Origin of the sequence: Solwaraspora sp. WMMD937, assembly GCF_029581175.1 — a bacterium.
Taxonomy (GTDB): Bacteria; Actinomycetota; Actinomycetes; order Mycobacteriales; family Micromonosporaceae; genus Micromonospora_E.
Window position 1 is genome coordinate 3,209,521 of record NZ_CP120738.1, and the last position, 19,077, is coordinate 3,228,597.

Annotated in this window: 22 protein-coding genes; 12 read left to right on the forward strand and 10 right to left on the reverse strand. The window is 71.8% G+C overall.

Going from position 1 to position 19,077, the window contains the following annotated elements:
- Positions 1-82: 82 nt before the first annotated feature.
- Positions 83-229 (reverse strand): hypothetical protein, encoded by a 147-nt coding sequence (locus O7621_RS13975; RefSeq protein ID WP_282234352.1) that lies wholly within the window; start codon positions 227-229, stop codon positions 83-85.
- A gap of 150 nt (positions 230-379) precedes the next feature.
- On the opposite strand from O7621_RS13975, the gene O7621_RS13980 reads away from it, so the two are divergent.
- Positions 380-1,006: a GNAT family N-acetyltransferase gene (locus O7621_RS13980; RefSeq protein WP_282234353.1), complete on the forward strand. Its 627-nt coding sequence runs from the start codon at positions 380-382 to the stop codon at positions 1,004-1,006.
- Between the two features lie 145 nt (positions 1,007-1,151).
- Complete coding sequence (locus tag O7621_RS13985) at positions 1,152-2,177, forward strand: aspartate-semialdehyde dehydrogenase (RefSeq protein WP_282234354.1); 1,026 nt, start codon at positions 1,152-1,154, stop codon at positions 2,175-2,177.
- A gap of 61 nt (positions 2,178-2,238) precedes the next feature.
- Here O7621_RS13985 and O7621_RS13990 read toward each other — a convergent pair whose 3' ends face one another.
- Positions 2,239-3,324, reverse strand: a complete 1,086-nt coding sequence (locus tag O7621_RS13990; protein ID WP_282234355.1) for a PP2C family protein-serine/threonine phosphatase — start codon at positions 3,322-3,324, stop codon at positions 2,239-2,241.
- A 212-nt stretch (positions 3,325-3,536) separates the two neighbouring features.
- Between O7621_RS13990 and O7621_RS13995 the strand changes: the two genes are divergently transcribed.
- Both O7621_RS13995 and O7621_RS14000 read left to right on the forward strand, forming a co-directional pair.
- Positions 3,537-3,953 carry a CBS domain-containing protein gene (locus O7621_RS13995; RefSeq protein ID WP_278167615.1) on the forward strand — a complete coding sequence of 139 codons (417 nt, stop codon included), beginning with the start codon at positions 3,537-3,539 and terminating at the stop codon, positions 3,951-3,953.
- Positions 3,954-4,110: 157 nt separating this feature from the next.
- A complete protein-coding gene (locus tag O7621_RS14000; RefSeq protein ID WP_282234356.1) occupies positions 4,111-5,418 on the forward strand; it encodes an NAD(P)/FAD-dependent oxidoreductase in 1,308 nt (435 codons plus the stop codon).
- 15 nt (positions 5,419-5,433) lie between these two features.
- Here O7621_RS14000 and O7621_RS14005 read toward each other — a convergent pair whose 3' ends face one another.
- Genes O7621_RS14005 through O7621_RS14015 form a run of 3 tightly spaced genes read right to left on the reverse strand, consistent with a single transcriptional unit; the run spans position 5,434 to position 7,273 of the window.
- Positions 5,434-6,117: an ABC transporter permease gene (locus O7621_RS14005; RefSeq protein ID WP_282234357.1), complete on the reverse strand. Its 684-nt coding sequence runs from the start codon at positions 6,115-6,117 to the stop codon at positions 5,434-5,436.
- A complete protein-coding gene (locus O7621_RS14010; protein WP_282234358.1) occupies positions 6,114-6,938 on the reverse strand; it encodes an ATP-binding cassette domain-containing protein in 825 nt (274 codons plus the stop codon). The genes O7621_RS14005 and O7621_RS14010 overlap by 4 nt, the downstream gene beginning before the upstream one ends.
- Positions 6,935-7,273, reverse strand: a complete 339-nt coding sequence (locus tag O7621_RS14015; protein ID WP_278167623.1) for a PadR family transcriptional regulator — start codon at positions 7,271-7,273, stop codon at positions 6,935-6,937. Before O7621_RS14015 ends, O7621_RS14010 begins: the two co-directional genes overlap by 4 nt.
- A gap of 64 nt (positions 7,274-7,337) precedes the next feature.
- Between O7621_RS14015 and O7621_RS14020 the strand changes: the two genes are divergently transcribed.
- Together O7621_RS14020 and ahcY are read left to right on the forward strand one after the other, a co-directional pair.
- A complete protein-coding gene (locus tag O7621_RS14020; RefSeq protein WP_282234359.1) occupies positions 7,338-8,057 on the forward strand; it encodes an NADPH-dependent F420 reductase in 720 nt (239 codons plus the stop codon).
- Positions 8,058-8,169: 112 nt separating this feature from the next.
- Positions 8,170-9,639, forward strand: a complete 1,470-nt coding sequence (gene ahcY, locus O7621_RS14025) for an adenosylhomocysteinase (protein WP_282234360.1) — start codon at positions 8,170-8,172, stop codon at positions 9,637-9,639.
- A gap of 27 nt (positions 9,640-9,666) precedes the next feature.
- Here ahcY and O7621_RS14030 read toward each other — a convergent pair whose 3' ends face one another.
- Entirely contained in the window at positions 9,667-11,118 is a 1,452-nt protein-coding gene (locus O7621_RS14030; RefSeq protein WP_282234361.1) for a glycoside hydrolase family 3 N-terminal domain-containing protein, read from the reverse strand.
- Positions 11,119-11,297: 179 nt separating this feature from the next.
- Here O7621_RS14030 and O7621_RS14035 point away from each other — a divergent pair, with 179 nt between their 5' ends.
- From O7621_RS14035 to O7621_RS14050, 4 genes are all read left to right on the forward strand, one after another.
- Entirely contained in the window at positions 11,298-12,473 is a 1,176-nt protein-coding gene (locus tag O7621_RS14035; protein ID WP_278167628.1) for an ROK family transcriptional regulator, read from the forward strand.
- 129 nt (positions 12,474-12,602) lie between these two features.
- Positions 12,603-13,400, forward strand: coding sequence for an ABC transporter ATP-binding protein (locus O7621_RS14040; protein ID WP_282234362.1), 798 nt, complete (start codon positions 12,603-12,605; stop codon positions 13,398-13,400).
- A 12-nt stretch (positions 13,401-13,412) separates the two neighbouring features.
- Positions 13,413-14,303, forward strand: a complete 891-nt coding sequence (locus O7621_RS14045; protein ID WP_282234363.1) for a ribokinase — start codon at positions 13,413-13,415, stop codon at positions 14,301-14,303.
- 71 nt (positions 14,304-14,374) lie between these two features.
- Positions 14,375-14,782: a YccF domain-containing protein gene (locus O7621_RS14050; RefSeq protein WP_282234364.1), complete on the forward strand. Its 408-nt coding sequence runs from the start codon at positions 14,375-14,377 to the stop codon at positions 14,780-14,782.
- A gap of 104 nt (positions 14,783-14,886) precedes the next feature.
- Here the strand turns inward: O7621_RS14050 and O7621_RS14055 are convergent, their stop codons facing one another.
- Both O7621_RS14055 and map read right to left on the reverse strand, forming a co-directional pair.
- Positions 14,887-15,522, reverse strand: a complete 636-nt coding sequence (locus O7621_RS14055) for an SRPBCC family protein (RefSeq protein WP_278167635.1) — start codon at positions 15,520-15,522, stop codon at positions 14,887-14,889.
- 100 nt (positions 15,523-15,622) lie between these two features.
- Complete coding sequence (map, locus tag O7621_RS14060) at positions 15,623-16,396, reverse strand: type I methionyl aminopeptidase (protein WP_278167637.1); 774 nt, start codon at positions 16,394-16,396, stop codon at positions 15,623-15,625.
- Between the two features lie 77 nt (positions 16,397-16,473).
- On the opposite strand from map, the gene O7621_RS14065 reads away from it, so the two are divergent.
- A complete protein-coding gene (locus O7621_RS14065) occupies positions 16,474-16,740 on the forward strand; it encodes a helix-turn-helix transcriptional regulator (protein WP_282234365.1) in 267 nt (88 codons plus the stop codon).
- 3 nt (positions 16,741-16,743) lie between these two features.
- On the opposite strand, the gene O7621_RS14070 is transcribed toward O7621_RS14065, so the two are convergent.
- Together O7621_RS14070 and O7621_RS14075 are read right to left on the reverse strand one after the other, a co-directional pair.
- A complete protein-coding gene (locus O7621_RS14070) occupies positions 16,744-17,511 on the reverse strand; it encodes a hypothetical protein (protein WP_282234366.1) in 768 nt (255 codons plus the stop codon).
- Between the two features lie 4 nt (positions 17,512-17,515).
- Positions 17,516-18,100 (reverse strand): DUF6232 family protein, encoded by a 585-nt coding sequence (locus tag O7621_RS14075; protein ID WP_282234367.1) that lies wholly within the window; start codon positions 18,098-18,100, stop codon positions 17,516-17,518.
- A 96-nt stretch (positions 18,101-18,196) separates the two neighbouring features.
- On the opposite strand from O7621_RS14075, the gene O7621_RS14080 reads away from it, so the two are divergent.
- The gene (locus O7621_RS14080; RefSeq protein ID WP_282234368.1) at positions 18,197-18,970 is read left to right on the forward strand and encodes an enoyl-CoA hydratase-related protein; all 774 of its coding nucleotides are present in this window, start codon (positions 18,197-18,199) and stop codon (positions 18,968-18,970) included.
- Positions 18,971-19,077: the final 107 nt, after the last annotated feature.

Here is a 19,077-nt window from a genome sequence, read left to right on the forward strand (position 1 = left end):
GCCGACCGGGGTCCTCCGGACGGCCGTCGCACCACCACGACGACGGCCACCAGGGGCGAAGCGGACCAGCTTCGGCCCTTTTCTATCGAGGGCCGCGCTGGTCGTCGCCGCCCGGCGCGGCCACGACCAGACCGTCGAGGCGTTGAACCGGATCGCCGAGGGTCGTTGCGGCCGCTGCGACCGGTGCGGCGGCGACATCCTCCGGGAACGGCTGGAGATCCTGCCGCACGCGCGGTACTGCGTACCCTGCACGCGCTGAGCGTGACTTGCCCGCCTACCGCCTCGCGGTCGGTAGGCGGGCAAATACATTCGAACCCGCAACGGTGTGTCGTCCGTTGTACCCGGGTGTCCGCAATGTGCCGCAGAGAGGCGAGCGCTGATGCCCCAGCTCCACACGTCGGTGATGATCCGGTACGCGACCTACACCGACACCCCGCAAGTGGCCAAGACACTGGTGGAGGCATTTCTGGACACCCAGGAGTCGTCCTGGCTCATCCCGGACCCGGTCGCCCGTCGTCGGGTTTACCAGCGGTTCTGCCCGGCGCTGATCGACTACGGGCTGCGCCAGGGCAGTATCTACCTCACCGAGGACTACAGCGCGGTGGCGGTGTGGCGTCCGTGCAGCCTGATCCTGCCCAACCCGGTCGAGTACGAGCAGCTGCTCGACGACACCTGTGGTGAGTACGCGTACCGGTTCCGGTTGCTGGACAACGCCCTCGCCGAACGACACCCGGTGGGCGAGCACCACTACCTGGCGTACCTCGGGGTCGCCCCGGACCGGCAGGGCTACGGCCTCGGTACGGCGTTGCTGAACCACCGGCACGCCATCTTCGACACCGCCGGCAGCGCCGCCTACGTGGTGGCCAGCAGCCCCGGAGCCCGCGACCTGTACGCCCGGCTCGGCTACCGGCTCACTGCCACCGCCCCGTTCCACCTGCCCGACGGCGGCCCGCTGCTCTGGCCGATGTGGCGGCAGCCGCAGCTGGCCCGCCGTTACCTGAACTGATCACGCGTACCTGATCTGACTGCGCGGGGGTACGCCGACGGGCCGGAAGGTGACGCCGGACAACTCGGTTCCGTCCCGGCCCGGCCCGTCGGTAACCTTCGCAGCATGAGGATCAGGATTGCGACATGAGGATCAGGATTGCGACATGAGGATCGGGATTGTCGGCGCGACCGGGCAGGTCGGTGGCGTCATGCGGCAGGTACTGGAGCAGCGGGCGGTGCCCGTCGACGAGTTGCGGTTGTTCGCCTCGGCTCGGTCGGCCGGCCGGACCCTGCCGTGGCGCGGCGGCGAGATCGTCGTCGAGGACGCCGCCACCGCCGACTACCGAGGGTTGGACATCGCGCTCTTCTCGGCTGGCAAGGCCAGCTCGAAGGAGCTGGCACCCCGGGTAGCGGCGGCTGGTGCCGTGGTGATCGACAACTCGTCGGCCTGGCGGATGGATCCGGACGTACCGCTGGTGGTCGCCGAGGTCAACCCGCAGGCCGCCGCCGACCGCCCGAAGGGCATCATCGCCAATCCGAACTGCACCACGATGGCGGCGATGCCGGTGCTGCGCCCGCTGCACGACGAGGCCGGCCTGGTCAGCCTGGTCGTCTCGACCTACCAGGCGGTCTCCGGCGCGGGCCTGGCCGGTGTCGCCGAGCTGGACGAGCAGGTCGGCAAGGTCGCCGAGGGCGCGGCGGCGCTGACCTTCGACGGCGGCGCGGTGGACTTCCCGGCGCCCCGGTCGTTCGCCGCGCCGATCGCGTTCAACGTGCTGCCGCTGGCCGGCTCGCTCGTCGACGACGGCTCCGACGAGACCGACGAGGAACAGAAGCTGCGTAACGAGAGTCGCAAGATTCTCGGCATCCCCGAGCTGCGGGTGAGCGGGACCTGCGTTCGGGTGCCGGTGTTCACCGGCCACTCGCTGCAGATCAACGCCCGGTTCGCCCGGCGGATCGACCCGCGGCGGGCGGCCGAGCTGCTGGCCGACGCGCCCGGGGTGGCGCTGTCCGACGTGCCGACGCCGCTGCAGGCGGCCGGCCAGGATCCGACGTACGTCGGTCGGATCCGGGTCGACGAGACCGTCGAGCACGGCCTGGCGCTGTTCTGTGCCAACGACAACCTGCGCAAGGGCGCCGCCCTCAACGCGGTGCAGATCGCCGAGCTGCTGATCGCTGCGGCGGCCTGAGCCCGGCGCCGCAACAGTCCGTGCCGCAACAGTCCGTGCCACAACGCCGGGCGGGTCGTCGTCAGTCGGCGGCGACCCGTTCGGCGAGCAGCATCGCGGCGTCGTCGCTGATCTGGCCGCCGGCGTGCCGCTGCAGCTCAGTGACGACACGGTCCAGCGCCTCCCGCCGGTCCGGCAGTTCCAGGCACGCGGTCACCCGGTCCGAGGCGAGGAACTCACCGCGGCCGTTGCGGGCCTCCACCAACCCGTCGGTGTAGAGCAGCAGCCGGTCTCCGACCTGCCAGGGCCGGGTCACCCGGAGCGGCTCCGGCGCGTCGCGGCGTAGCCCCAGCGGCGGGTGCCGGTCACCAGGCTCCAGGATCTCCAGCGTGCCGGCTGAGGACCGCAGCGCCGGTGCCGGATGGCCACAGTTGATCACGGTCAGCGTGTCGTCGGTGAGCTGCACCAGGGCGGCGGTGACGAACTGCGCCGGCTGCCCGGTACCTATCCCGTCCCGGTACACCGCCTGGTCCAGATCGGCGGCGACGGCGGACAGTTCCGGCTGTACGAAGGCGGACTGTCGGAAGGCACCCATCACGGTGGCCGACATCTGAACCGCCTGCAGACCTTTGCCGCACGCGTCCCCGATGATGATCCTGGTCCCGTACGGGCTGTCCACGACGGCGAACAGGTCACCGCCGACGTTGGCTGCCTCGGACGCGGACAGATACCGGGCGACCAGGGCGACATCATTCAGCTGCGGGGGTGGTGCGCGTAGCACCGCCCGCTGCGCGACCTCGGCGATCTCGGTCATCCGGCGCAGCCGGGCCTCCCGCAGGTTCCGGGACCGGGCCACGTAGATCGACACGATGCCGACCGCGAAGACGACGCTGCTGCGCAGCAGATGGTCCAGGCTGCCGAACATGCCGCTGGGTAGTCCGGCGACCAACGCGACGACGCAGGCGATCGCGGTGACCAGTGCGGTCCGCCGGGTCTTCTCGACAGCGGCGGCGAGCAGCGGGGCCAGCGACAGGAATCCGAGCACGACCGCGCTTGTCTGGGTCAGCACGTCGATGACGGTGATGACCGCGATCAGCGCCAACGCCAGCGGCATCCCGCGCCAGCGTTCGGTGCGGTGCAGCAACGACCGGTCGGCCGGATGCGGCACCCGCGAATCCGGAAAAAGAGGCTTACGCCAGCTGGCCCGGCGTGCCCACACGACGTGCTCCCTACCCGGCCTGCCCGCCCGTGCACCTCGTGCCGGCGCGGCCGTTTCGACCTGCGAGCGTAGCCGATCCCACCGACCGGGGGAGGGCGCTGGTTTTCCGCTCCCGACCCCGGGTACCCCGAAGACGGCGCCGACACCGAGAGGAGTGCGCGATGACGACCGTCGGAGAGTTCATGACGGCCCGGCCGTTCACCATGGACGCCAGTGACATGTTGACGGCGGCGGCGCGGCAGATGCGGGATGCCGACATCGGCGACATCATCGTCACCAACGGCAGCGATATCCAAGGAATCGTGACCGACCGGGACATCACGGTCCGGGCGGTGGCATCCGAGATGGATCCGTCGATGACCCAGCTCAGCCAGATCATCACCGAGGACGTGGTGGTCGTGTCGCCGTACGACGACGCGGTCGCGGCCGCCGAGCTGATGCGGACCTACTCGGTACGGCGCCTGCCGGTGGTCGACGACGGCCGGCTGGTCGGCGTGGTCTCCATGGGTGACCTCGCCGTCGAGTGGGAACCGGATTCGGTGCTGGCCGATATCAGCACCGACGACCCGAACAACTGAGCACCGGACCGCCGCCGCGCCCAACCCGGCCCGGTGGGCGGCACCGGGAACCCTCTGGTGGGTGTCCCCGACAGGTCTGCCCGGTCTCCCCGGCGCCCGGGTCCGGCAGACACGGGGACACCTGCCTGCGCTCCCACCCACCCGATCGGAGGTCAGTATGAAGCGACCACGCATAGTCATCGCGGGTGCCGGCTTCGCCGGCTACCAGGCTGCCCGTACCCTGTCCCGGCTGGCCCGGGGGTCCGCCGAGATCGTCCTGATCAACCCGACCGACTACTTCCTGTACGTGCCGTTGCTGCCCGAGGTCGCCTCGGGTGTGCTGGAGCCGCGCCGGGTCACCGTCTCGCTGCCGGACACCCTGCCCGGCGTGCGGGTGGTGCTCGGCGAAATTGACCAGATCAACCTGCCGGACCGGCGGATCTGCTACGTCGACGGCGAGGGCGACCGGGCCGAGTTGAGCTACGACCGGTTGATCGTCTCCATCGGCAGCGTCAACAAGCTGCTGCCGATCCCCGGCGTCAACGAGCACGCGCACGGCTTCCGGACCCTGCCGGAGGCGCTCTACCTGCGCGACCACCTCACCCGGCAGATCGAACTCGCCGACTTCAGTGACGATCCGGCCGAGCGGGCTGCCCGGTGCACCTTCGTCGTGGTCGGTGCCGGATACACCGGTACGGAGGTCGCGGCGCACTGTGTGTCCGCCACCGACCTGCTGGTCCGCCGGCATCCCCGGCTCGCCGGCCAGCAGGTGCGCTGGCTGCTGCTCGACCTGGCCGACCGGGTGCTGCCCGAGCTTGACGAGCGGATGTCGGTCACCGCGCAGAAGGTCCTCGACGCGCGGGGCGTCGAGACCAGGTTCGGCACCTCGGTCCGCGAGGCGACCCGCGACGGGGTGCATCTGTCCGACGGGGAGTTCATCCCGACCCGGTCGCTGATCTGGTGCGTCGGGGTGCGACCCGACCCGGTGGTGGACGAATTGGGACTGACCACCCTGAAGGGCCGGCTGGTGGTCGACGAGTTCCTTGCCGTACCGCAGCATCCGGAGGTGTACGCGTGCGGTGACGCCGCCGCGGTGCCCGACCCGAACCGGCCGGGCGAGGTCACCCCGATGACCGCCCAGCACGCCGTCCGGCAGGGCAAGCTGGCCGCGCAGAACGTCGCCGCGTCGTACGGGCACGGCTCGTTCCGCCCGTACCGGCACAAGGACCTGGGGTTCGTGGTCGACCTCGGCGGCGCGCAGGCGGCGGCGAACCCGCTGCACGTGCCGATCTCCGGCCCGCTGGCCAAGGCGGTGACCCGGGGCTACCACCTGGCGTCGATCCCGGGCAACCGGATCCGGATAGCGGCTGACTGGACGTTGGAGTCGTTGCTGTCGCGGCAGGGCGTGCAGCTCGGTCTGGTGCCGCCGGCGGCGGTGCCGCTGGACACCGCGTCGCCGGAGCTGGTGCACCCGGTCGGCCGCTGACCTGGTAAGGAGCCGTCACCCGAACCGTAGGTGGGGTCGGCGGCGCAGCCGTACCCCGGTGGCGATCGCGACCAGGGCGACCATCGTGACCGCGACGACCGCGCCGTGCAGCAGCCCTCGGTCGAGGTAGCCGCTGTCGGTGTGGTCGATCGCGTAGGTGGCGATCTCCCGGCTGAACCAGAACGGCAGCGCCCGCGCGGCCGGGCTGGCCGGGTCCATCACCATCTGCAGCCCGACGATGGTCAGCAGGATCAGGGTGCCTTCCAGCTCGCGGGGCAGCACCGCGCTGATCGCCAGCCCGAACGGCACCGCCACGGCGACCATGACCAGCATGATCAGGCCGATCGCCCCGTGCCGTACGCCCGGCTGGTCGAAGAGCACCAGCAGGAAGTACGGCACGGACAGCAGCACACCGACCGCCCACAGCGCCAGCAGTCGGCCGGTCCACAGCTGCGCTGGCCGGTAGCCGGTCAGCCGCAGCCGGGTCTCCAGATCACGGTTGGCGTTGCCGGCGAACAGCGCCGCCGTGCTCAGCGCCCAGCCGAGCCCGAGGCAGACGAACCGGATCGACTGCCCGGCGAAATCGCCCCGGCGGGCCAGATAGAAGCAGAGCGGAAAGACCAGCAGGATCGCCAGTACGCCGCGTCGCCGGGACGTCTCGCGCAGCGTCATCTCCGCCACGGTGAGCACCCGGTTCATCGACCGGCCTCCGTTCGGGTCAGGTCGAGCACCAAATCGACCCGGTCGAGTTGGTTCAGCAGGTGGGTGACGACCACGACCGCCTTGCCGGCATCGCGCCAGCGCCACACCTGGTGCCAGAAGTCCAGGTAGGCGCCGCGGTCGAAGCCCTGGTACGGCTCGTCGAGCAGCAGCAGGTCCGGGTCGCCGAGCCCGGCCAGCACCAGGTTGAGCTTCTGCCGGGTGCCGCCGGACAGGTGCCGGGCCTGGACAGCGGCGGATGCGTCCCAGTCCAGGACCGCGGCCTGCATCCGTCCGGCGGTACGCGACTGTGTCCGGCTGAGCCGACGGCCGGCACCGACCAGCGCGAAGTGCTCGTCCGGGTGCAGGAAGTCGCCGGTGCCGCCGGACTGCGGGCAGTAGCCGAGGGTGCCGTACACCCGGACCCGGCCGCTGTCCGGGCTGGCCAGGCCGGCGCAGATGCGCAGCAGGGTGCTCTTGCCGCTGCCGTTGGCGCCGACCACGGCGGCGATCTCGCCGGCCCGGACGGTGAGTCGCACCCGGTCCAGTACGGTGTGTCGGCGGTACCGCTTGGTGACGTCCTGCACATCGAGCCGGACCGGGCCCGGGTGGACGCGGCGCGGGAGCTGGGCCGGCCCACCGACGCTGCGCGCCACGTCGGTGGCGTAGTCGGCCGGGTCGCCGAAGACCGCCAACGGTGCTTCGCCGCTGTCGTACAGGTGGGCCGCGGCCTCCGCGACGACGTGTCCGGCCAACTCGCGGTCGATGCCGTGTCGGTGCAGCTCGCCGGTCAGGGCGGCGAGCCAGGTCTGCTGGTTCACGAGGTGGTCACCTCCTGCAGGATCGTGTCGACACCGGTGGCGAAGGACCGCCAGTCGGCGGTGGTTTGGCGCAGCCGCTGCGCACCGGACTCGGTTAGCCGGTAGTACTTGCGGGCCGGGCCGCTGGTGCCGGCGCGCCATCGGGCGTCGACCAGGCCGGTCCGTTGCAGCCGGAGCAGTACGGGGTAGAGGGTGCCGCCCTTGATCGGCCCGAGCCCGGCCGCCTGCAGCGACTGAGCCAGCTCGTAACCGTACGACTCGTGCCGGTGCAGCGCCGCGAGCACACAGAGGTCGAGCACCCCGCGCAGCCACTGGCCCCGCCGTTCCTGATCCACGGCCAGAAAGATAGCAGCGCTATCTAGGTGGCGCCACAACCTACCCCGCGTTCGCTGATTCTCCGTGCGGCGCTGTTTCCGTACGGCCCCGTTTCCGTACCGGGCCGGCGGGTACCCGATCGACAGTGACGACCCGTCGGAGAGGGAGAGAATGATGGACATCGGCATCATCGGCGCCGGCAACGTCGGCTCGGCCCTGGCCCGGCGGCTGACCGAGGTCGGTCACCAGGTGACGATCTCCGCGTCCAGCCCGGATTCGCCGCGGCTGGCCGAGGCGACCACCGGCACCGGGGTGACCGCCGGCGACGCCGCCCAGGCGGCGGACGCCGAGCTGGTCGTGCTGGCGGTGCCGTACACCGGGATCGGTGACACGCTCACCGGTCCGGTCGCCGACGCACTGGCCGGCAGCACCGTGATCGACGTGACCAACCCGCTCGGTCCGGACCACATGTCGCTGCGGATCGGCCATGACACCTCCGCCGCCGAGCAGGTCGCCGCCATGGTCCCGGCGGCCAACGTGGTGAAGGCGTTCAACACCGTGCTCGCCCCGAACCACGCCCGGCCGGTGCTCGGCGGCGTACGGCAGTCGGTGCCGGTCGCCGGCGACGACCTGGTCGCCAAGAAGACCGTCCAGGAACTCGGCACGCAGTTGGGCTTCGACACCGTCGACGCCGGCCCGCTGTCCAGTGCCCGCTACCTGGAGCCGGTCGCCGCGCTGCTCATCCAGGTGGCCTACGGCGGCGGCGCCGGACCGACGGTCGGGTTCGCCCTCGCCCGCGACTGACGGCGGTCGAGCCCTTGGGTCGGAACACGTCATCCTGGCCGTATGGTGGACGGGTGTCGTGCGTGCCGTGTCCGGCAGGACGGACGCATCCGTTGAGACCCGAGGAGTTCTAGTGACCGTCACTCTGACCGCCGACAGCGCCGGGTCGGTCAGCGACTTCAAGGTCGCCGACCTGTCCCTGGCGACCTTCGGTCGCAAGGAGATCGAGCTCGCCGAGCACGAGATGCCCGGGCTGATGGCACTGCGCCGTGAGTACGCCGCCCAGCAGCCGTTCAAGGGCCGCAAGATCGCCGGATCGCTGCACATGACCGTGCAGACGGCGGTGCTGATCGAGACGTTGACCGCGCTCGGGGCCGACGTGCGCTGGGTATCCTGCAATATCTTCTCCACCCAGGACCAGGCCGCCGCGGCGGTCGTCGTGGGCCCGCAGGGCACGGTCGACAACCCGCAGGGTGTCGCGGTGTACGCCTGGAAGGGTGAGACGCTCGACGAGTACTGGTGGTGCACCGAGCAGATGCTCACCTGGCCGGACGGCAGCGGGCCGGACTCGATCGTCGACGACGGCGGCGACGTTACCCTGCTGATCCACCTCGGCAAGCAGTTCGAGGAGGCCGGCGCGGTGCCCTCCACCTCGGAGACCGACTCGGTCGAGTACGGCATCATCCTGGAGACCCTGCGCCGTTCGCTGGCCGCGAACCCGACCAAGTACACCGAGATGGCCAAGCCGATCATCGGGGTCTCCGAGGAGACCACCACCGGGGTCAACCGTCTGTACGAGCTGGCCCGCGAGGGCAACCTGCTCTTCCCGGCGATCAACGTCAACGACTCGGTCACCAAGAGCAAGTTCGACAACAAGTACGGCATCCGCCACTCGCTGGTCGACGGGATCAACCGGGCCACCGATGTGATGATCGCCGGCAAGCTCGCGGTGATCTGCGGCTACGGCGACGTCGGCAAGGGCGCCGTGGAGTCGCTGCGCGGCCAGGGGGCCAGGATCGTGGTGACCGAGATCGACCCGATCTGCGCGCTGCAGGCGGCGATGGACGGCCTCGACGTGGTGACCCTGGACGACGTCGTCGACCGCGGCGACATCTTCATCACCACCACCGGCAACAAGGACATCATCCTGGCCGACCACATGGCGAGGATGAAGCACAACGCGATCGTCGGCAACGTCGGGCACTTCGACAACGAGATCGACATGGCCGGTCTGGCGAAGGTGCCGGGGATCGAGAGGATCAACGTCAAGCCGCAGGTCGACGAGTGGCGGTTCCCGGACGGACACTCGGTGATCGTGCTCTCCGAAGGGCGGCTGCTGAACCTCGGCAACGCGACCGGTCACCCGAGCTTCGTGATGTCGACGTCCTTCTCCAACCAGGTGATCGCCCAGGTCGAGCTGTACGCCAAGATCGGCGAGTACGGCAAGCAGGTGTACGTGCTGCCCAAGCATCTCGACGAGAAGGTGGCCCGGCTGCACCTGGACGCGTTCGGCGCCAAGCTGACCGTGCTGACCAAGGCCCAGGCGGACTACATCGGCGTCGACGTGGCCGGCCCGTACAAGCCGGAGCACTACCGCTACTGACCCGCCCAGCGCGTCCGGTCTGGCCGCTCAGGCGGCCAGGCCGAGGGCCTCGGCGGCGGCCCGGCCGTTGGCGTGACTCGCACCGTAGGTGGTGACGAAGGCGCGTACTCCGGCCGGGCGCCAGGCCGACGGCCAGCCCATCTCCACCACCGTGACCGGGTGCCGGGCGGCCAGCCGTCCGATCAGGTCACCGGCGCCGGGCACCCGGTGCAGGTGCCGTCCGACGAGCACCAGCGGCCGGCCGGCGGCGGCCGCCGAGACCTGCTCGGCGGTCACCTCCGCCGGTGCCACCCGCAGTTGCCGGGCGTTGCCGAGGTGCGGTCCGAGACCCCACGGCACCCGACCCTCGGCGATCGTCGAGCCGACGGTCAACTGCACCACCAGCGCGTCGGCCAGCCCGTCAAGGGTGCCTTCCACCCGGACGGCGCGGCGGGCGGCGGCGTACCCCAGGTCGGCCGGGCCGGCGGTCCCACCTGCTGCCGGTCGCACTGCGGCGGCCAGCGTGGTCACCCGGTCGGCCGCCTGCTCGACCCGGCCGACCGGCAGCGTCCCGTCGCCGATCGCGGCGACGATGCCCGCCGTGACCCGTTCGACCAACGCGTGGTCCACCCGGGCGCCGATGCAGAGCAGGTCGGCGCCGGCGGCCAGGGCGGCGACCGCCGCCGGGACGATCCCACCGGCGGCCAGGGTGGCGCCGCGCATCTCCAGCGCATCGGTGACGATCACCCCGGTGAAGCCGTACTCGTCGCGGAGCAGGCCGGTCAGCGCGGCCCGGCTGAAGGTGGCCGGTGCGTCGCCGGTCAACGCCGGGACCCGGATGTGCGCGGTCATGATCGCCGGGGTGCCGGCTTCGACCACGGCGGCGAACGGCGGCAGGTCCCGCCGACGCAGCACCGCCGTCGGTACGTCGACAGTGGGCAGTTCGAGGTGTGAGTCGGTGACCGTGGCGCCGTGGCCGGGGAAGTGCTTGGCGCAGGCGGCGACTCCGGCGTCGGCCAGCCCGGCGACGGCCGCCGCCGCGTGCGTGGCGACCAGCGCCGGGTCGGCCCCGAACGACCGGGTGCCGATGATCGGGTTGTCGTCGGCGGTGTTCACGTCGACGGTCGGGGCCAGGTCGAGGTTGGCGCCGCAGGTGGCGAGCTCGTCGCCGATCGCCCGGTAGACCTGCCGGGTCAGCGCCGGGTCGTCGACCGCACCGAGCGCGGCGTTGCCGGGGTACGGGCTGCCGGTGGCGTGCGCCAGCCGGGTCACGTCGCCGCCCTCCTCGTCGATGGCGATCAGCACGTCGGCCCGGGCGGCCCGCAGCGCGTCGGTGGCGGCCCGCAGCTGTTCGGGCCGGTCCACGTTGCCGCCGAACAGGGTGTGCCCGGCGAGCCCGTCGCCGACCAGGTCCACCGCCCACTGCGGGACGGTGGCGCCGGGGTAGGCGGCGAGCAGGGTGCGCAGCGCCAGTCGCCGCAGCGCCGGGTCGTTCGGCATGTTCTCCCCCTCCGTGGCGTCTCCGCGGTCCGAGTGGCGCACCGGGGAGGCGCTGTTCGTTGCCGGTGAGTGCCGGGTCGTCCGACCGCCGAGGGTGTCACCGGCGACTACGCTACGGCTACTTCCGTTGCGGATGCCAAGATAATAGTTAACTTTCCTAAATACTAGAGGACGACCACATGGGTTCCCCGCGCCTGCCCGGCACGCCCCGGCTGCTGCGAGCGCTCAACGACCGGGCGGCGCTGGAGCTGCTCATCGCCCGCGGACCACTCACCCGGGCACAGCTCGGCGAGCTGACCGGACTGTCCAAAGTGACGGCATCGCAGCTGGTCGAGCGGCTGGAAGGACGCGGGCTGGTCACCCGGGTCGGCGAGCAGGCCGGTGGCCGGGGCCCCAACGCCCAGCTGTACGCCGTACAGCCGGCCAGCGCGCACGTCGTCGGAGTCGATGTCGGACCGGACCGGGTAGTGGCCGCCTGCGCCGACATCACCGGATCGGTGATCGGCCGGGTCGAGCAGTCCACCAGGGACACCGACGACCCGGTCGGTGTGGTGCACAACGCGGTCGTGCAGGCCGCCAGCAGCGCCGAGACCCAGCTGGCCAGCGTACGGCGGGTGGTGCTGGGCACCCCCGGCCTGGTCGACCCGGCCAACGGCGACATCACCTTCGCGTACAACCTGCCGCGCTGGCACCGCGGCCTGCTCGCCGCGCTGCGCGAGGACCTGGACACCACCGTCGTGTTCGAAAACGACGTCAACCTCGCCGCGGTCGCCGAGGCGCACGCCGGTGCCGCCCGCGACGTGCCCGACTTCGTGCTGGTCTGGGCCGGCGTCGGGGTCGGCCTGGCGATCATGCTCGGCGGCCGGCTGCACCACGGCAGCACCGGCGCGGCCGGCGAGATCGGCTACCTGCCGGTGCCCGGCGCGCCGATCCCGCGCGACGTCTCCCGCCGCGCCAAGCCGGCGTTCCAGCAGCTCGCCGGCGCCGACGCGGTCCGCGCGGTGGCCCGCGAACACGGGTTCCGGGCGGCCAGCGCGGGTGACGCGGTGCGGGCCGCGATCGCCGCCGGCACCCGGGGCGGGCCGCTGCTCGACGAGCTGGCCCGCCGGCTCGCGCTCGGCGTCGCCAGCAGCTGCGTGGTGCTCGACCCGCCGCTGGTCGTGCTGACCGGTGAGGTCGGCCAGGCCGGCGGGAGCGCCCTGGCCGAACGGGTGCAGCATGAGGTGGCCGCGATCACCCTGGTCGCACCAAGGGTCGTGGTCACCGAGCTGACTGAGGAGCCGGTGCTGCAGGGCGCCCTGCGGACCGCCCTCGACGCCGCCCGCGACGAGGTCTTCGGATCCACCGTGGCCTGACCCCGGCGCCGGCACCGCCGCGCCGCCACGGCGGTCCAGCCGCAGACCTGAGCAGTCCGTCGGGTGGTGCCGGCCACCCCGGCGCGGCCAGGTGGGGCGGCACCACCCGCGGCGTGATTGGATGGTCCGGTGCCTACCGTTGCTGACGACCTGGTGATCGAGCTCGACTCAGTGGGCGTGACCCGCTCCGGCACGGCCCTGCTACAGGACATCACCCTGCGGGTGCAGCCCGACCAGCGGTGGGTGGTGCTCGGCCCGAACGGTGCCGGCAAGACCACCCTGCTCAGCCTCGCCGCCGGCCGGCTGCACCCGACGACCGGCACCGTCCGGGTCCTCGACGAGCAGTTGGGGCGCACCGACCTGGCGGAGCTGCGGACCCGGATCGGGCTGACCACCGCCGCGCTCGCCGAGCGGATCCCCGGCACCGAGCGGGTGCTCGACGTGGTGCTGACCGCCGCCTGGTCGGTGGTCGGCCGGTGGCGGGAGCGCTACGACGAGCTCGACGTGGGCCGGGCGCAGGAGCTGCTCGGCCAGTTCGGCGTGGCCGGGCTGGCGCAGCGCGAGTACGGGACCCTCTCCGAAGGTGAACGCAAGCGGGTGCAGATCGCCCGGGCGCTGATGACCGACCCGGAGCTGCTGCTGCTCGACGAGCCGGCGGCCGGGCTCGACCTCGGTGCCCGCGAGGAGCTGGTCGGCCGGCTCGGGGTCCTCGCCCAGGACCCGGACTCCCCGGCGTTGATGCTGGTCACCCACCATGTGGAGGAGATCCCGCCGGGCTTCACCCACGCCCTGCTGCTGCGCGGCGGCACCGTCGTCGCCGCTGGCGAACTGGCCGCGACGATCACCGGTGAGCATCTGTCGGAGACGTTCGGCGTACCGCTGGTCGTCGAGCGGGCGGGTCAGCGGTACACCGCCCGGGCCGCCTGAGCGGAGGACGTCGTGACAGCGCCGCGGATCGCGGTGGTCGGCAGCGCGAACATGGACCTGGTCGCGACCGCGCCGAGACTGCCGTCGCCGGGGGAGACCCTGCTCGGCACCGACTTCGTCACGGTGCCCGGCGGCAAGGGCGCCAACCAGGCGATCGCGGCGGCCCGCGCCGGTGGCGACTGCGTGTTCCTCGGCGCGGTCGGCTCGGACGCCTTCGGTGTCACCCTGACCGGCCGGATCGCCCGGTCCGGGGTGGACACAAGCCAGCTGCGGGTGGTGTACGGGTCGTCCGGCGTCGCGATCGTGATGGTCAACGCGGCCGGTGAGAACGCGATCGTCGTCACCCCGGGCGCCAACGCGGCGTTCCGTGGGCTCACCGAGCCGGAGCTGGCGGCGGTACGCGACGCCGACGTGCTGGTGGCGCAGTTGGAGATCCCGCTGGAGACGGTGCTGGCCGCCGCGGCGGCGGCCCGCGATGCGGGCACCCGGGTGATCCTCAACGCCGCCCCGGCGCGCGAGCTGCCGGCCGAACTGCTCGACGCGGTGGATCTGCTGGTGGTCAACGATGCCGAGGCGCGGGCGATCGTCGGCGCCGGGCGGGAGGATCCGGCGGCGCTGCTGATGGTGGTCCGTCGGGCGGTGCTGACCCTGGGGGCCGAAGGCGCCTGGTTCGTCGACCGCGACGGTACGGTGCACCACGTGCCGGCCTTTCCGGTCGAGACGGTGGACTCCACCGCCGCCGGTGACGCGTTCACCGGCGCACTCGCGGTCGCCTGGGGCGAGGGACGGGACCTGGTGTCCGCGGTCCGATGGGCGTCGGCGGCCGGTGCGGCCTGCGTACGCCGCCTGGGGGCATCGGTGTCGTTGCCGCAGCGCGCCGAGATCGACGCCCTGGCCGGCTGATCGACGCCCTGGCCGGCTGGCTACCCGCGAAACGCCGGTGCCGGGTGGCGCGGGTGCGGGATCATCGAGACATGCGAGTCATTCTCAACCTCCTCTGGCTCATCTTCGGCGGCGGCATCGTGCTCGGCTTCGGGTACGCGGTGGCAGCGCTCGTCTGCTTCGTGCTGATCGTCACGATCCCGTTCGGGGTGGCGTCGCTGCGGTTGGCCTACTACTCCCTCTGGCCGTTCGGCCGGACGCTGGTCGCGAAGCCGGGGGCGGGGATCGGCTCCGGGCTGGCGAACATCCTCTGGGTGGTGCTGGCCGGCTGGTGGCTGGCGCTCACCCACATCGTCACCGGCGTGACGCTCTGCCTCACGATCATCGGCATCCCGTTCGGCATCGCCAACTTCAAGTTGGTGCCGGCGGCGTTCTGGCCGCTGGGCCGGGAGGTCGTCGACGTCGAGGACCTGCGTCGACCGGGGCTGGTCCACGCTTGACGAGGGGTGGCCGACGGTCCCGTCCGGGTGCCGGGCGGGTGGTCGACGGCAACTGCTGGCGCCCGTACTTGCCCGAGTCCGTGTCGGTGGCGGCGCCGGGGCGGTCAGGCCGTGCCGGTGTAGAAGGCGGTCGTCCGCTCCGCGGCCTCGCCCGCCTCGGTCGGATCGGTGCCGGCGGCGACGCTCGCCGCACGCCACTGGTCGCTGCTGCGGGTGATGAACTCTCGCCCCTCGGCCGACGTGCTCCACGCCTCGACCGCCTGGGGGTCGACCGGCTGTTGCGGGGCCGCCAGGTGCAGGGTGAGCCCGATCAGGGCCAGGTCCCAGCCCACACCGGTGGCGCCGGGCCCGAACTGTGCCCACCGTTCGTCGTCGACGTGCGCCACGTGCTCCAGCTCGAACCGGGTCGTTCCGTCGGACAGCGGGCTCAGCCGTACCTCGATCCAGCTCACCTCGCCGCCGAACTCCCAGGTGGCGGCGAAGCTCTTCGGCGGGTCGCAGCGCTGCACCACACCCCCGGCGTTGCCTTCGAGCTGGTAGCGGCCGTGCAGTCGGAGCTCGCCGGAGACCGGCAGGAACCAGCGGGGGAGGCGTTCGGCGCTGGTGCAGGCGTCCCAGAGTTCGTCGACGCTTGCCGCGTAGGTGCGGGAGATGGTCTGCACCCGGGCGGTGCCCGCATCGAGGACCCGACTGCCGATCCGTCGTTCGACGGTGCTGATCTGCTCGTCAATGTCGATCATCGTCGCTCCATAGACGTGTGTGTCCACCGGCCGGGAGGTCCGACCGGTGGGCACAGTATCAGCAATATCTTATATAAGCTACTCGTGTTGCTTTCCGGGTTCAGGGTGTCGGGCGGCCGGTCAGGACTCGGGGCCCGGACGGTGTGATGGCGACCGTGTGTTCGGAGTGGGCGGTACGGGAGCCGTCGGCGGAACGGATCGTCCAGCCGTCCTCGTCGTACCTGATCTTGTTGGTGGAGTGACAGAACCAGGGTTCGATCGCGATGGTCAGGCCGGGATCGAGCCGCATCCCACGGCCGGCACGGCCGGTGTTGGCGACGTGCGGGTCCTCGTGCATCGTGCGGCCGATGCCGTGACCGCCGAACTCGCCGTTGACGCTGTAGCCGTACGAACCGGCGACCTCGCCGATCGCGGCGCAGACGTCGCCGAGGCGCCCGCCGGGCTGGGCGGCGGCGATCGCCGCCGCGAGGGCGACCTCGGTGGCCTCGATCAGCCGCAGATCGGCCGGATCGGGGGTGCCGACGATGACGGAGACCGCGGAGTCGGCCACCCAGCCGTCGATGCCGACCGCCATGTCGATGCTGAGCAGGTCGCCGTCGCGCAGTACGTAGTCGTGCGGGAGGCCGTGCAGCACCGCGTCGTTGACCGACAGGCACAGTACGTTGCGGAACGGGCCGCGGCCGAACGACGGGGCATAGTCCCAGTAGCAGGACTCGGCGCCACGTTCGGCGATCCGCCGCCGGGCGTGGTGCTCGATGTCCATCAGGTTGACGCCGACCGCGGCGACACCGCTCAACTCGGCGAGCAGTTCGCCGACGAACTGCCCGGTCACCGCCATCCGGTCGATCTCCTGGGCGGACTTGAGCTCGATCACGACAGCCTCCCTCTCCCTCTGCGGTATTTTTATACCACGCCGGTCCGAGGGCGCTCCGGAGAGCTATCCTGCTGGACATGGTCCGCCAACCGCTCACCGCCGAACAGATCGCCGCAGGCCAGCGACTCGGTGCCGCCCTGCGGGTCGCCCGGGCCGGCCGCAGCCTCGTCGAGGTGGCGCTGGTGGCCGGTATCTCCCCCGAGACCCTGCGCAAGATCGAAGCGGGCCGGCTTCCGGCGCCGGCGTTCGGCACCGTGGTCCGGCTCAGCCAGGCCCTCGACGTCCCCCTCGGTGACCTGGCCGACGTCTGGTTGGCCGAGACGCCCGTCCGCCAGGCGTCCTAGCGCTCACTCGCCCGACGGCAGGGTTTCGTTCTCCCCGAGCCGGTCCGCGCCCCGACGGCGCAGCATCCGCAGACCCGGGATGCCGGCCACTGCCAACTTCAGGTCCCGGGTCACCTCCAGCAGGTCGTGGATGTCCGGCCCGACCCGGTCCAGGGTGGCCAGGATCGGTAGCACGTCGGCCTTGAGATGCTGGGTCAGCCGGGGCAGTTCGTCCACGAGCCGGACGGCCGCGTCCACCTCGTCCTCGCTCAACTGCTCGACGAAGTGCCGGGCCATCGGAGCGCCACGGCGCAGCGCCGGCTCGTACTCGCCGATCAGCTCGACCGACCGCTCGGCGATCTCCTCGCTGCGCCCCACCACCCGACTGGCCCCCACCGCCACCCGGTCGGCGTCGGTGAGCAGCGTCTGCGCGGCGGCCGCCACCCGGGTCGCGGCCGCCACCGCGTCGGTCGCCGCCGTGGCGATCGTCTCCACCCGCAGGGTCGCCTCCTCCGCCTCCGCGACCACCCGTTCGCTGCGGTCGAGCAGCACCTCGACCCGGTCGACCACCGTGCCGACCCGTTGCACCAGAGCCTCGATCTCATCCAGCACGGCGAACGCGCGCGACGGCACGGCGGCGTACTCGGAGGTGAGTCGGCCCATCCGGGTCGCCACCTCACCGGCCTGGCCGGTGGCCCGCCCGGCCGCGCCGGTCACCGCACCGGCGACCTGCCCGACGGTGGATCTGGTAAGTGCGACAAGACTCGCCGGGGACGGCAGCGGGAGTGGCATCTCCCTATTGTGCGGCGCGCCGGCCACCACCGCTGGCACGGCGATCGGCGGAACCCGGCGCGGGCCGGGGCAGCGCCGGTCGGCCCGGGGTGGCTCGGGCCGTCATGGCTCGGCCCGGGACAGACGCCTGCGATGCCAGCGCGGCCTCGACCGCACGCCGTAGCGCGCGGTGGATTCGGCCCACCCGAAGCGCATCCCGGTCGGACACCAGCAGCACCGGGGTGCCCCGTACCTCGACCCAGAGTTCGAGCAGGTGCGCGCCCCGGTCGTAGGAGTCGTCGAGCAGCCCGAGCAGCAGGTCCGCGATCGGGATGATGACCAGCCCGACCAGGATCGATCCACCGATCAGCGCGATGGTGACGGTCGGCGAGGCGTCGATGGTCAGCGCGGTTACCAGCCCGATGATCGCGGTCGCCACCGGGGCCAGGAAAGCGACGCCGACCATGCCCCGGCCGGCCAGGGCACTCCACGAGCGGGCACCCCGTCGCTGCCAGATCCGGTGCACCTGGGTGAGCGGATGCCGGTGCTGGTCCACCCGAACTTCGGTGGAGGTGATCCGTACGGATTTGTCATCGTAGTAGGTGATCATCCGACTACCCCTCCCTCACGTTGTGGATCACGTTACCCACTCTCCGGCGCTCCCCGTAGGCTGTCCCGGAACGCGACGTCGATGGGGAGGTCCGCCGTGCCGGAGTTGGTGCTGGTCGAGGTCGAGCAGGGGGTGGCCACGATTCGGCTGGCCCGGCCGCCGATGAACGCGCTGAACGCGGCGGTGCAGGAGGAGTTGCGCGACGCCGCGCGTACCGTCGCCGACGACGAGCGGGTGCGCGCCGTCGTGGTCTACGGCGGTGAGAAGGTCTTCGCCGCCGGCGCCGACATCAAAGAGATGGCCGACATGTCGTACGTGGACATGGCGGCCCGCGCGGCGCAGCTGTCCAGCGCCTTCGACGCGGTCGCCCGGATCCCGAAACCGGTGGTCGCCGCGATCACCGGCTACGCCCTCGGCGGCGGCTGCGAGCTGGCTCTGGCCTGCGACTGGCGGGTGGTCGCCGAGGACGCCAAACTCGGCCAGCCGGAGATCAAACTGGGGGTCATCCCTGGTGCCGGCGGCACCCAGCGGCTGGCCCGGCTGGTCGGCCCGGCCCGCGCCAAGGACATCGTCCTTACCGGACGGATGGTCGACGCCGCCGAGGCCGAGCGGATCGGCCTGGCCGACCGCGTCGTCCCGGCCGACCAGGTGTACGCGGTGGCACTCGACATGGTCCGGCCGTTCGTCACCGGCCCGGCACAGGCGGTCAAGGCGGCCAAGTTGGCCATCGACGGAGGGTTGGAGATGGATCTCGCCTCCGGCCTGGCCTGGGAGAGTCAACTGTTCGCCGGCCTGTTCGCCACCGACGACCGCACCGAGGGGATGGCGGCGTTCGTCGCCAAGCGTAAGCCCGACTTCACCGGTCGCTAGTCCGTATCGGCCCTCGGCCGGCCCTTCGGCCGGCCCTTGAACCGGCTCGGTGCCGGCGGTGCCGGTCGCACGTGGATGCCGAACGAAGTGACTGGGCGGTAACCTGC

Coding starts and splice junctions, on each gene's coding strand:
- O7621_RS13980 (WP_282234353.1), top strand. CDS start 380: ATGCCCCAGCTCCACACGTCGGTGATGATCCGGTACGCGACCTACACC.
- O7621_RS13985 (WP_282234354.1), top strand. CDS start 1,152: ATGAGGATCGGGATTGTCGGCGCGACCGGGCAGGTCGGTGGCGTCATG.
- O7621_RS13995 (WP_278167615.1), top strand. CDS start 3,537: ATGACGACCGTCGGAGAGTTCATGACGGCCCGGCCGTTCACCATGGAC.
- O7621_RS14000 (WP_282234356.1), top strand. CDS start 4,111: ATGAAGCGACCACGCATAGTCATCGCGGGTGCCGGCTTCGCCGGCTAC.
- O7621_RS14005 (WP_282234357.1), bottom strand. CDS start 6,117: ATGAACCGGGTGCTCACCGTGGCGGAGATGACGCTGCGCGAGACGTCC.
- O7621_RS14030 (WP_282234361.1), bottom strand. CDS start 11,118: ATGCCGAACGACCCGGCGCTGCGGCGACTGGCGCTGCGCACCCTGCTC.
- O7621_RS14035 (WP_278167628.1), top strand. CDS start 11,298: ATGGGTTCCCCGCGCCTGCCCGGCACGCCCCGGCTGCTGCGAGCGCTC.
- O7621_RS14050 (WP_282234364.1), top strand. CDS start 14,375: ATGCGAGTCATTCTCAACCTCCTCTGGCTCATCTTCGGCGGCGGCATC.
- O7621_RS14055 (WP_278167635.1), bottom strand. CDS start 15,522: ATGATCGACATTGACGAGCAGATCAGCACCGTCGAACGACGGATCGGC.
- O7621_RS14065 (WP_282234365.1), top strand. CDS start 16,474: ATGGTCCGCCAACCGCTCACCGCCGAACAGATCGCCGCAGGCCAGCGA.
- O7621_RS14070 (WP_282234366.1), bottom strand. CDS start 17,511: ATGCCACTCCCGCTGCCGTCCCCGGCGAGTCTTGTCGCACTTACCAGA.
- O7621_RS14075 (WP_282234367.1), bottom strand. CDS start 18,100: ATGATCACCTACTACGATGACAAATCCGTACGGATCACCTCCACCGAA.